The sequence below is a fragment of the Xylanimonas ulmi genome (assembly GCF_004216535.1).
Lineage (GTDB): Bacteria > Actinomycetota > Actinomycetes > Actinomycetales > Cellulomonadaceae > Xylanimonas > Xylanimonas ulmi.
This window is the reverse complement of the sequence record NZ_SGWX01000001.1, coordinates 3655544-3667470: the sequence shown is the minus strand read 5'-3', so window position 1 is coordinate 3667470 and position 11927 is coordinate 3655544. Positions and strand designations below refer to the sequence as shown.

Genomic DNA, 11927 nt, shown 5'->3' with positions numbered 1-11927 from the left:
GACACAGGTTACGGGGAAGTCACAGCGGGAAGGCGGAGTAAAAGTCCTCCACGGCATCCGCCGGGCCCTGCGCGCTCAGCACGACGGTGCCGTTGTGCCACCACAGCACCGCGCCGCCGTCGGTGTGGACGAGCGCGTAGGCGCCCACCACCTGGTCGTCGACCAGGACATCGCCCTGCTTGACGGGGTTGCCCGCCGCCTTGACCTGCGCCTCGTAGAACGAGGTGGCGGCCTCGGCCTTGGCCCACTGACCCACCTGAAGCGTGATCGTCGTGGCGTCCGCTCCCGTGCCGTCGGCGTAGGTGACGGTCCAGGACTCCGTCGCGGAGTCCTCCTCCTGCCACTGCGGCAGGTTCTCGATCCCCTGCTGCGTGTGCGCCAGCACGGCGTCGGGCAGCGCCTTGGTCAGCGCGGTCTGCTCTCCGGTGCGCTCGGCGGGCGAGATGGTCGGCGTCGGCACGGGCGCCGTGACGGTGGCGGTCGGCGTCGGCAGCGGGTCGGGGACCGCGAACCCGGGCCACCACAGCGCCGTGACGAGAGCGACGACGAGCACCAGGGCACCGGCCAGCGAGGCGACGACGATGCGGCGTCGGCGGATCACCGCGGGCGAGGGTCGCCGCGGCGGGCGCGCCTGCGCGGACGAGCGCGGGCGCTGGGCGCCACCGTCGGTCATGCGTGCCTCCGTTCGACCGGCCCACCACTGGGCGTCGGCTGCCGGAAAGCCTACGCACGCGCGGGGCCGCGGCGAGGGACCCGCTCCGGCCGTGTCGGTGGCGGCCCGTAGCGTGCGCGCTGTGACCTCTCCGACGACGGCGCGGCCCCGGTCCGGGGCCGCCAAGGCCGCCCGACCCGCCTATCGCTGCGCCGAGTGCGGCTGGGCGACCGCCAAGTGGGTCGGCCGGTGCGGACAGTGCCAGGCGTGGGGCACCGTGGCCGAGGACGGCCCGGCCGCCGCGGGACCGCGCACCGTCGCGGTGACTCCAGTGCGCTCCGCGGCGCGCCCGATCGGCGAGATCGACGTCGAGGCGGCGCGCGCGGCGCCGACCGGGGTCGGCGAGCTCGACCGGGTGCTGGGCGGCGGGCTGGTGCCGGGCGCGGTGGTGCTCATGGCCGGGGAGCCCGGCGTCGGCAAGTCGACGCTGCTGCTGGAGGTCGCCTCACAGTTCGCGCGCGGGCTCGACGGCCGCGGTGCGCGCACCGTCCTGTACGTGACCGGCGAGGAGTCGGCCGGGCAGGTGCGGCTGCGCGCCGAGCGCGTCGGGGCCCTGGCGTCGTCGCTGCTGCTGGCCGCCGAGACCGACCTGGGGACGGTGCTGGGCCACATCGAGGCCTCCTCACCCGAGCTGCTGGTCGTGGACTCGGTCCAGACGATCGCCTCGGCCGAGGTCGACGGCGTCGCGGGCGGCGTGTCCCAGGTGCGCGAGGTCGCGGCCGCGCTCATCGCCGTCGCCAAAGAACGACAGGTCCCCGTGCTGCTGGTCGGGCACGTCACCAAGGACGGCGCCGTCGCCGGGCCGCGCACGCTCGAGCACCTGGTCGACGTCGTGTGCCAGTTCGAGGGCGACCGGCACTCGCGCCTGCGCATGGTGCGCGCGGTCAAGAACCGGTTCGGCCCCACGGACGAGGTCGGGTGCTTCGAGCTCACCGAGACCGGCATCACCGGGCTGACCGACCCGAGCGGGCTGTTCCTGTCGCACCTGGGGGCCGGAGTGCCCGGCTCGTGCGTGACCATCACGCTTGAGGGTCGCCGCCCGCTCGCGCTCGAGATCCAGTCGCTCGTGGCGCCGTCGCCGCTGGCCAACCCGCGTCGCACCACCAACGGCATGGACTCCTCGCGGCTCGCGCAGATCCTCGCGGTGTTGCACCGGCACGCCTCGCTGCGGCTCGCCGACCAGGACGTCTACCTGTCGACCGTGGGCGGCGCGCGCGCCGGGGAGCCCGCCGCGGACCTGGCGGCCGCGCTCGCGATCGTCTCGGCGCGCACGGGCGAGGCGCTGCCCGCGGGCACCGTCGCGTTCGGCGAGGTCGGGCTCGCCGGTGACGTGCGCCCCGTGACGGGCATCGACCGACGCCTCAGCGAGGCGGCCCGGCTCGGGTTCGTACGCGCCGTCGTCCCGGTGGGGACGAAGGCCGGGGTGACCGCACGGTCGGCGGCGGGGCTCGAACTGCTCGAGGCCGCCCACGTCGCCCAGGCGGTCACCGCTGTGGCGCCCGGTCGTACTACCCGATGAGACGCACACCGTCGCCATAACACACAGACCCCCTAGGATCGACCTCGTGGCTTCCACCCCCGACCAGGACGAGCTCTTCAAGGAGACCCTCGCCGCCGTCGCTCCCGGCACCGAGCTGCGCGACGGCCTGGAGCGGATCCTGCGTGGGCGCACCGGCGCGCTCGTCGTCCTGGGACTCGACAAGACGGTCGAGGAGATGTGCTCCGGCGGGTTCGTGCTCGACGTCGCGTTCTCGGCAACCCGCCTGCGGGAGCTGTCGAAGATGGACGGCGCCGTGGTGCTCGACCGCGACGCGACACGCATCCGGCGCGCGGCCGTCCAGCTCCTGCCCGACCCGACCATCGAGACCAGCGAGTCCGGCACCCGCCACCGCACCGCCGAGCGCGTCGCCAAGCAGAGCGGCTTCCCCGTCATCTCGGTGAGCCAGTCGATGCGGATCGTCGCGCTCTATGTCGGCGACGCGCGCCACGTGCTCGAAGGCTCCGACACGATCATGGGCCGCGCCAACCAGGCGCTCGCGACGCTGGAGCGCTACCGCGCCCGCCTCGACGAGGTCTCCGGCACGCTGTCCGCGCTGGAGATCGAGGACCTGGTCACGGTGCGCGACGTGTGCGCGGTGGTGCAGCGTCTGGAGATGGTGCGGCGCATCTCGGAGGAGATCTCCGGCTACGTCATCGAGCTCGGCGTCGACGGGCGCCTGCTCGCGTTGCAGCTCGACGAGCTCATCGGCGGCATCGGCTCCGACCGCGAGTCCGTGGTGCGTGACTACGTCGAGTTGGAGCGCACCGACCGGTCGTTCGGCGACGTCCAGCGCGCGCTGGCCGGACTCGACTCAAGCCAGCTGCTCGACCTGAGCCAGATCGGCCGCGTGCTGGAGCTGCCCGGCGGCGGCATGGCGCTCGACGCCGCGGTCGCACCCCACGGCTACCGGCTGCTGTCCAAGGTGCCGCGCCTGCCCACCGCCATCATCGACCGGCTCGTCGCGCACTTCGGCGGGCTGCAGAAGCTGCTGGCCGCCTCGGTGGACGACCTCATGGCCGTCGACGGCGTAGGCGAGCAGCGCGCGCGGGCCGTGCGTGAGGGCCTGTCGCGGCTCGCGGAGTCGAGCATCCTCGAACGCTACGTCTGAGAACGCTGCGTCTGAGAACGCTGCGTCTGAGAACGCGGCGTCTGACCGCCGCCTGAGCCCGTCCCGGCCAGCGTTCGGCCAGGTCCGGCGTGGCCGCGTCCTGCGTCAGCCTTCGGCCGGGTCCTGGGTGGCCGCGTCCGGCGCCGGGCCGGCGGTGTCACCGGCGGCGTCGGCAGCGCTGTCACCGCCGGCGTCGGCCGCCTCACCGGCGCCCTCGGCCCCCGGGTCTGCCGTGGCCTCCGGGTCTGACGTGGCCTCCGGGTCTGACGTGGCCTCCGGGTCTGACGTGGCCTGCGGGTCGGGCGTGGGCTCGGGTGGCGGCTCGGGCGCCTCGACCGTGAGCGTCAGCGGCTTGCTGGCCGCGTCCGGGACGCCGGCCAGCACGACCTGCACGGTGTAGTCGCCCGGCTCGACGGCGGGCTGCCCGGTGGTGCACGCCTCGGGCGCCGAGCGCGCCCCCGACCAGCGCAGCGTGCGCGCCCCGTCACCGTCTCCCGGGCCGAGCAGCAGGTCGCGCGATCCGCCGGCGCAGTGCGCGCTGTTCCACACGACCTCGCCCGCGCTGTCCGTGATCACGACCTGACGGTTCGTGTCGCCGCCGTCGACCAGGCACGGGTGGCGCCCGACGTTGGTGATGCTGACCTCGAACGATGTGCCCTGACCGACCTGGAGGCTCGTGGCTGCGGGCTGCGCCACCAGCCGCAGGCTCGACGCGGGGCACGCCTGGCTCGGGCCTGCGACGTCGACGGGCTCAGGCGGGCTCACCTTGTCGGCGGCGAGCTGCGGGACCGGGTCGGGCCACACGTCACGCACCCACGTCACGCCGCGGCCGATCCCATAGCCCAGGCACACCCCGGCCGCGATCAGCAGGCCGACCACGACTAGCGCCGCGACGGGCACACGTCGTCCGCTCGCCGCCGTGCGTGACGAGGCCGACTTGCGCGGCGCCGGCCGCACGCGGGCGCCGCCTGCGGCTCCCGGGGCCTGGAAGCCGTGGGTCGCCACGACCCGGCGATCGGAGCCCGCCTGCCGCGAACCGCCTGTCGCACCACCACCCGCTGCGCCGGTGCGCGCCTTGCCCGCCGCGCCGCTGCGCTCCTTGCCCGCCGCGCCCGTGCGCGGATTCGCTGCCGCCCCCGTGCGAGGCTTGCCTGCCCCGCCTGTGCGCGGATTCGCTGCCGCCCCGGTGCGCGGCTTGCCCGCCGCGCCCGTGCGCGAGCCGGCCGCCGCGCCCGTGCGCGAACTCTTGCCCGGCTGCGCGCCCGCCGCGGCCCGGCCCGACCCCGACGGCCCGCGGCGCGCCCCATCGCCGCGCGAGGCGCGGTCGCGGTCGGTGGGAGCCATGAGACCTCCGGTTCGTCGGGGGACTGACTCAACGTACGACGACGTCCCGGCAGGTCGGCGGAGCCGCGCCGCGATGACACGCGGCGTCGCCCCCGTGCCGCCGCGCCCGGCCCGCGACCCGCCGACTACCGTGTGCGCGTGCCCACCCCGACCACCGTCGCCGCCGAGGTGCGCGCCGCACTGGTCGAGCGCGTCGTCGCCTGGTTCCAGGCCGCGCGCCGCGACCTGCCGTGGCGCGCGCCCGAGCGCACGCCGTGGGGCGTGCTGGTCAGCGAGGTCATGCTCCAGCAGACCCCGGTCGTGCGGGTCGAGCCCGCCTGGCGTGCGTGGCTGGAGCGTTGGCCGACACCCGCCGCGCTCGCGGACGCCTCGACCGCTGACGTGCTGCGCGCCTGGGACCGCCTCGGCTACCCCCGCCGCGCTTTGCGCCTGCGCGAGTGCGCGCAGGCGGTCGTCGAACGGCACGGTGGCCAGGTGCCCGACGACGAGGCGGCGCTGCGCGCGCTGCCCGGCGTGGGCGAGTACACCGCGGCCGCGGTGCGGGCCTTCGCGTTCGGGCGCCGCGCCGTCGTCGTCGACACCAACGTGCGCCGCGTGCTCGCGCGCGCCGTCACGGGGCTCGCGCTGCCCGCGCCCACCCCGACGGCCGCCGAGCGGGCCGTCGCGGCCGCCGTCGTGCCTGCCGGCGACGCGGCCGCGAGCGCCTGGGCCGCCGCCTCGATGGAGTTGGGCGCCCTGGTGTGCGCGGCGCGATCGCCGCGCTGCGCCGCCTGCCCCGTGGCCGACCTGTGCGCGTGGCGCGCGGCGGGGTACCCCGGCGACACGCACGCCCACCGCCGTCGGACGCAGGCGTGGCACGGCACCGACCGGCAGTGCCGCGGGCGGATCATGGCCGTGCTGCGCGCGGCCGACGACGCGGTCGACCGCACCGCGCTCGACGCGCATATGGCCGCCACGCCCGCGGACGCGCAGGTCACGCGGTGTCTGGCGGGGCTCATCGAGGACGGCCTGGTCGAGCAGACCCGCGGCGCCTACCACCTGCCGCGGGAGGGCGCCGACGCCCGGTGACGCGCGCCGCCAGGGTCGGCGGTCAGCCCAGCGTCCGGCGCCGGTCCACGGTCCGGCGTCAGTCCAAGGTCAGGAGCATGCGCGTGTTGCCCAGGGTGTTGGGCTTGACGCGCGCGAGGTCGAGGAACTCGGCGACGCCGTCGTCGTGCGAGCGCAGCAGCTCGGCGTAGACGTCGGGCGTCACGGGCGTGCCCTCGATGGCCTCGAAACCGTGCCTCCGGAAGAAGTCGACCTCGAAGGTCAGGCAGAACACGCGCCGCAGCCCGAACACGCGCGCCCGCTCGACGAGCGCCTCGACCAGGGCGTGGCCCACCCCGGTGCCGCGCAGCTCGGGCGCGACCGCCAAGGTCCGGATCTCGGCGAGGTCGTCCCACATGACGTGCAGCGCGCCGCAGCCCACGATCCCGCGCTCGGCGTCAGGGTCGGCCTCCGCGACCACGAACTCCTGCACCGCCTCGAAATAGCCGACCAGCTCCTTGGGCAGCAGGATGCGCTGCTGCGCGTAAGGGTCCACCAGGGAGCGGATGCGCCGGATGTCTCGGGGCAGGGCAGGCCGGATGTCCAGTGGCACAGCGCCACCTTACGTGGGCATTTTCCCCCGACCAGTTGCGCCTCCGACACGACAGGTGTGACGTTAGCCAGGTCACAAGCAACGAAAAGGAGCTTCGATGGCGTCCACCAGACTCACCGCCGAGTCCCGGTCCCAGGCTCTCGCAGCGCTCGAAGCGTCAACCACTGCGAGCGATGAGCTCGACATCCTCGTGGTGGGCGGGGGTGTCACGGGCGCGGGCATCGCGCTCGACGCCGTCACGCGCGGCCTGTCGACGGCGATCGTCGAGGCGCAGGACTGGGCCTCGGGCACGTCGAGCCGCAGCTCCAAACTGGTGCACGGGGGCCTGCGCTACCTGCAGATGCTCGACTTCCACCTGGTGCACGAGGCCCTGACCGAACGCGACCTGCTGCTGCGGGACCTGGCGCCGCACCTGGTGCGCCCCGTTCCCTTCCTCTACCCGCTTGAGCACCGCGTCTGGGAGCGCGCCTACGTGGGGGCAGGCATCGCGCTGTACGACACGCTCGCGAGCATCGCGCCCGGCAAGCGGGCCATGCCCATCCATAGGCACCTCACGCGCAGTCAGATGGCCCGCAAGTTCCCCGACCTCGCCCACGACGCCGCCATCGGCGCCGTCCAGTACTGGGACGCCTCGGTCGACGACGCACGCCTGGTCAACACGCTCGTGCGCACCGCGGCGGGCTACGGCGCCCACGCGGCCGCGCGCACCCAGGTGGTCGGCCTGACGCAGTCGTCGACCGGGGCGGTCAACGGCGCCGTCGTCGTCGACCTGGAGACCGGCAGACGCATCACGGTGCGCGCGCGGGCCGTCATCAACGCCACGGGCGTGTGGACCGAGCAGACCGAGTCACTCGCCGGCTCCGAGGGCGGGCTGCGCGTGCTCGCCTCGAAGGGCATCCACCTGGTGGTGCCGCGCGAGCGCATCCGCGGCAAGGTCGGGCTGATCCTGCAGACCGAGAAGTCGGTGCTGTTCATCATCCCGTGGTCGCGCTACTGGATCATCGGCACGACCGACACCCCCTGGCACGAGGACCTCGTGGACCCTGTGGCCAGCGCGGCGGACATCGACTACGTGCTCACGCACGCCAACGCGGTGCTCGCGCACCCACTCCGGCGCGAGGACGTGATCGGCACGTACGCGGGCCTGCGCCCACTGCTGCAGCCGGGCACCAAGGAGGGCACCTCCTCCGCCAAGGTCAGCCGCGAGCACACGGTCGCGAGCCCGACGCCGGGCCTGTCGGTCATCGCGGGCGGCAAGCTCACCACCTACCGGGTCATGGCCAAGGACGCCGTCGACCACGCCATCGGGCAGCGCGCGGCCGCACTGCCCTCGATCACCCACAAGATCCCGCTCGTGGGCGCCGTCGGGCTGCAGGCCGTGGCCCGCCAGTCGCGCCACGTGGCCAAGCGCTTCGGGTGGAGCCCGCCGATGGTGGACCACCTGCTGCACCGCTACGGCGCCGACGTCGCGGACCTGGTCGACCTGTGCGAGGCCGACCCGTCGCTGGCCCGGCCGCTGGAGCACGCGCCCGCCTACCTGCGGGCCGAGATCCACTACGGGGTGTCGCATGAGGGCGCCCTGCACCTGGAGGACGTGCTGGCGCATCGCACGCGCCTCGTCTACGAGGTTCCCGACGCGGGCCTGGCCGCGCTGCCGGAGATCGCGCAGATCGTCGCACCCCTGCTCGGGTGGGACGACACCACCACACAGGCGGAGATCGCCGCGTACCGCGCGCGCGTCGAGGCCTATGGGACGGCGGCCACGCAGGACGACGACGCCAGCGCCCAGGCGGCCCGCCTGAGCGCCGGGGACATCGCCGCCATGGCGCCGCTGGAACGCTGAGAGAGCTGGAAGGCTGACAGAAGGGAACGACGATGCTCCTTGACGCATTCTGGTCAGAAGTGCTCGGTACGGGGATCCTGCTCCTGCTCGGCGCCGGGGTGGTCGCCAATGTCATCCTGCCCGGCACGAAGGGGGCCGGGCGGGACTGGCTGCTCATCAACTTCGGGTGGGGCCTGGGTGTCTTCATGGGCGTCTACGCGGCGTTCAGGTCGGGCGCCCACCTCAACCCCGCCGTGACCATCGGCCTGTGGGTGGCCGACAAGCCGTTCTTCGCGGGCGACGCCGGGACGATCGACCCGACGTTCGGCAACGCGATGGTGTACTTCGCCGGCCAGTTCGTCGGCGCGTTCCTCGGCGCGGTGCTCGCCTGGCTCGCCTACAAGAGGCACTTCGACGAGGACGCGGACGCGGGCGTCAAGCTCGCCGTGTTCTCGACGGGGCCTAATATCCGCTCCTACTCCTGGAACCTGGTCACCGAGGCCATTGCGACGTTCGTGCTGGTCTACTGGGTTCTGGCCTCGGGCGAGACGCCCGCGCAGCTCGGCCCGCTCGCCGTCGCGCTCGTCGTCGTCGGCATCGGCGCCTCGCTCGGAGGGCCGACCGGATACGCCATCAACCCCGCCCGTGACCTGGGACCCCGCATCGCGCACGCCGTGCTGCCGATCCCGGGCAAGGGCTCTTCCGACTGGTCCTACTCGTGGGTCCCGGTCGTCGGACCGACCATCGGCGCCGTCGTCGCGGGATGCCTCGCCCGCCTCGTGGTCACAGGATGAGACCCTGACCGAACACAACGACGTGAAGGAGACGCAGCACCATGCCTGACTACGTCCTCGCCATCGACCAGGGGACCACGAGCTCGCGGGCGATGATCTTCGACCACTCCGGCCGGGTGATCTCGACCGGCCAGCTGGAGCACGACCAGATCTTCCCGCGGGCGGGCTGGGTCGAGCACAACCCCGATCAGATCTGGAACAACGTGCGCGAGGCCGTCGGCCTGGCCCTGACGCGCGCCAACGTCACCTACACCGACATCGCGGCCGTCGGCATCACCAACCAGCGCGAGACGACGGTCGTGTGGGACCGCAAGACGGGTAAGCCCGTCTACAACGCGATCGTGTGGCAGGACACCCGCACGCAGGCGATCGTCGAGGAGCTCGGCGGCGACGTCGGCCCCGACCGGTACAAGTCGATCGTGGGCCTGCCGCTGGCGACGTATTTCTCGGGCCCCAAGGTCAAGTGGATCCTCGACAACGTGCCCGGCGCGCGTGAGGCGGCCGAGCGCGGCGACCTGCTGTTCGGCAACACCGACGCGTGGGTGCTGTGGAACATGACGGGCGGGCCCGACGGCGGAGTGCACATCACCGACGTGACCAACGCCTCGCGCACCATGCTGATGGACCTCGACACGCTCTCGTGGCGCCAGGACATCGCCGCCGACATGGGCATTCCGATGTCGATGCTGCCGCAGATCCGCTCGTCGTCCGAGGTCTACGGCCCGGGCCGCGCCGGCGGGCTGCTGCCGGGGGTGTCCATCGCGGGCATCCTGGGCGACCAGCAGGCCGCGACGTTCGGGCAGGCGTGCTTCACGCCCGGCACCGCGAAGAACACCTACGGCACCGGCAACTTCATGCTGCTCAACACGGGCACGGAGAAGGTGCCGTCCAAGAACGGGCTGCTGACCACGGTCTGCTACAAGATCGGCGACCAGGAGCCGCGGTACGCGCTGGAGGGCTCGATCGCCGTGACGGGCTCGCTCATCCAGTGGCTGCGCGACAACCTCGGCATCATCACCGACGCTCCCGACGTCGAGTGGATGGCCCGCAAGGTCGAGGACAACGGCGGCGCGTACTTCGTGCCCGCGTTCTCGGGTCTGTTCGCCCCGTATTGGCGCCCTGACGCCCGCGGTGCGCTGGTGGGCCTGACCCGGTACGTCAACCGCAACCACATCGCGCGCGCGGCCCTTGAGTCGACGGCGTTCCAGACGCGCGAGGTGCTGGAGGCCATGAAGGCCGACTCGGGCGTCGAGCTGACCGAGCTCAAGGTCGACGGCGGCATGGTCGCCAACGAGCTGCTCATGCAGTTCCAGGCCGACCAGCTCGGCGTCGACGTCGTGCGCCCGCAGGTCGCCGAGACGACGGCGCTCGGCGCCGCGTACGCCGCGGGCATCGCCGTCGGGTTCTGGTCGGGTGAGCGCGACGTCACCGCCAACTGGGCCGAGGACCGGCGTTGGTCGCCCGCGATGGAGGCCGACGAGCGTGATCGGCTCTACCGGCAGTGGAAGAAGGCCGTGACCAAGACGTTCGACTGGGTCGACGCCGACACGCAGTGACGGCGCTGGGCTGGGCCGCGACGGCGGCCCAGCCCAGCCCGCCGGTCGTGCCTGCGGACCCCACCAGCCGGTCGAGCCTGTCGAGACCCCGCGGCCCTCGTAGGCTGGCGACCGTGAGCAGCGAAGTCGCCTACACCATTCCCGGCGTGCACGTCGTCGACCGCGTCCTCGACGTCCCCCTCGACTGGTCGGCGCCCGACGACGCCGCGTCCGTGTCGGTGTTCGTGCGCGAGGTCGTGGCCGCGCACCGCCGGTTCGAGGATCTGCCGCTGCTGGTGTTCCTCCAGGGCGGCCCCGGCGGCAAGGGTCCGCGTCCGATGGGCGCCGACGGCTGGCTGGCGACCGCGCTGGAGCGCTTCCGCGTCGTGCTGCTCGACCAGCGCGGCACCGGCCGCTCGTCGCCGGTGTCCGCGCGGCGCCTCGCGGCGGTCGGCGACGGCGCCGCCCAGGCCGAGCACCTGTCCCATTTCCGCGCCGACGCGATCGTGCGCGACGCCGAGCACATCCGCCGCACGCTGTACGACGGGCGCCGCTGGTCGTCCCTGGGCCAGTCGTACGGCGGGTTCATCACCCTGACCTACCTGTCGCTCGCGCCCGAGGCGCTCGACGCGTGCTACGTCACGGGCGGCTTGCCTGGCCTGACGGCGAGCGCCACGCAGGTCTACGTGCGCACGCAGCCGCGCGTGGCCGCCAAGAACGCCGTCTTCCACGCGCGCTACCCGCACGACGCCGGGGCGCTGCGCCGCGTCGTCGACCGCGTCGCGGCGGGTGGCGTCGTCCTGCCGTGCGGCGACCCGTTGACGGTTCCGCGTGTGCAGGCGCTCGGGATGGGCTTCGGCATGCGGCCGGGGTTCGAGCGGGCGCACTGGATCCTCGACGAGGCCTTCGACGCCGACGGCGAGCTGACCGACACGTTCCTCGCGGAGGTCGAGGCGGCGACGTCGTTTCGCACCAACCCGCTGTACGCCGTCGTGCACGAGTCGATATACGCGCAGTCGCACACCGGGCCGACGGCGTGGGCCGCGCAGCGCGTGCTGGAGGCGGATCCGGCTTTCGCGCCGGGCGCCGACCCGCTGCTGCTGACGGGCGAGATGATCTACCCCCACATGTTCGAGCAGGCCGAGCTGCGCGGGTATCGCGCGGCGGCCGAGGCGCTCGCGCGGCGCGACGGCTGGGGCGACCTGTACGACCTGGCGCGGTTGGGCGCGAACGAGGCGCCGGTCGAGGCCGCCGTGTACTTCGACGACATGTACGTCGACGCCGGGCTGTCGCTCGAGACGGCCGCGCATGTCGGCAACGCCGCGGCGTGGGTCACCAACGAGCACGAGCACGACGGCCTGCGCATGGGCGACGTGCTGGCGACGCTGCTGCGCCGCCTCGACGAGCGCGGCGGCCCGCTCCACTGAGGCGCC

At 73.6% G+C, this 11927-nt stretch carries 10 protein-coding genes; 7 read left to right on the top strand and 3 right to left on the bottom strand.

Annotated features, from left to right (window positions below):
* Window positions 1-19: 19 nt before the first annotated feature.
* Window positions 20-673 (bottom strand): hypothetical protein, encoded by a 654-nt coding sequence (locus EV386_RS16790; RefSeq protein WP_130416432.1) that lies wholly within the window; start codon window positions 671-673, stop codon window positions 20-22.
* Between the two features lie 121 nt (window positions 674-794).
* Here EV386_RS16790 and radA point away from each other — a divergent pair, with 121 nt between their 5' ends.
* Window positions 795-2231: a DNA repair protein RadA gene (gene radA / locus EV386_RS16785; protein WP_130416431.1), complete on the top strand. Its 1437-nt coding sequence runs from the start codon at window positions 795-797 to the stop codon at window positions 2229-2231.
* Window positions 2232-2277: 46 nt separating this feature from the next.
* Entirely contained in the window at window positions 2278-3360 is a 1083-nt protein-coding gene (gene disA / locus EV386_RS16780) for a DNA integrity scanning diadenylate cyclase DisA (protein ID WP_130416430.1), read from the top strand.
* 105 nt (window positions 3361-3465) lie between these two features.
* Here the strand turns inward: disA and EV386_RS18425 are convergent, their stop codons facing one another.
* Window positions 3466-4704 (bottom strand): hypothetical protein, encoded by a 1239-nt coding sequence (locus EV386_RS18425; RefSeq protein WP_165399982.1) that lies wholly within the window; start codon window positions 4702-4704, stop codon window positions 3466-3468.
* Between the two features lie 138 nt (window positions 4705-4842).
* On the opposite strand from EV386_RS18425, the gene EV386_RS16765 reads away from it, so the two are divergent.
* On the top strand, window positions 4843-5772 hold the full coding sequence (locus EV386_RS16765; protein ID WP_278025457.1) for an HhH-GPD family protein: 930 nt from the start codon (window positions 4843-4845) through the stop codon (window positions 5770-5772).
* 58 nt (window positions 5773-5830) lie between these two features.
* On the opposite strand, the gene EV386_RS16760 is transcribed toward EV386_RS16765, so the two are convergent.
* Entirely contained in the window at window positions 5831-6343 is a 513-nt protein-coding gene (locus tag EV386_RS16760) for an amino-acid N-acetyltransferase (protein WP_130416426.1), read from the bottom strand.
* Window positions 6344-6440: 97 nt separating this feature from the next.
* Between EV386_RS16760 and EV386_RS16755 the strand changes: the two genes are divergently transcribed.
* From EV386_RS16755 to EV386_RS16740, 4 genes are all read left to right on the top strand, one after another.
* Window positions 6441-8186, top strand: a complete 1746-nt coding sequence (locus EV386_RS16755; protein WP_130416425.1) for a glycerol-3-phosphate dehydrogenase/oxidase — start codon at window positions 6441-6443, stop codon at window positions 8184-8186.
* 32 nt (window positions 8187-8218) lie between these two features.
* Window positions 8219-8959, top strand: coding sequence for an MIP/aquaporin family protein (locus tag EV386_RS16750; RefSeq protein ID WP_130416424.1), 741 nt, complete (start codon window positions 8219-8221; stop codon window positions 8957-8959).
* A gap of 41 nt (window positions 8960-9000) precedes the next feature.
* Complete coding sequence (gene glpK / locus EV386_RS16745; protein ID WP_130416423.1) at window positions 9001-10515, top strand: glycerol kinase GlpK; 1515 nt, start codon at window positions 9001-9003, stop codon at window positions 10513-10515.
* Between the two features lie 113 nt (window positions 10516-10628).
* Complete coding sequence (locus EV386_RS16740; protein ID WP_130416422.1) at window positions 10629-11921, top strand: alpha/beta fold hydrolase; 1293 nt, start codon at window positions 10629-10631, stop codon at window positions 11919-11921.
* The last annotated feature ends 6 nt before the right edge of the window (window positions 11922-11927 follow it).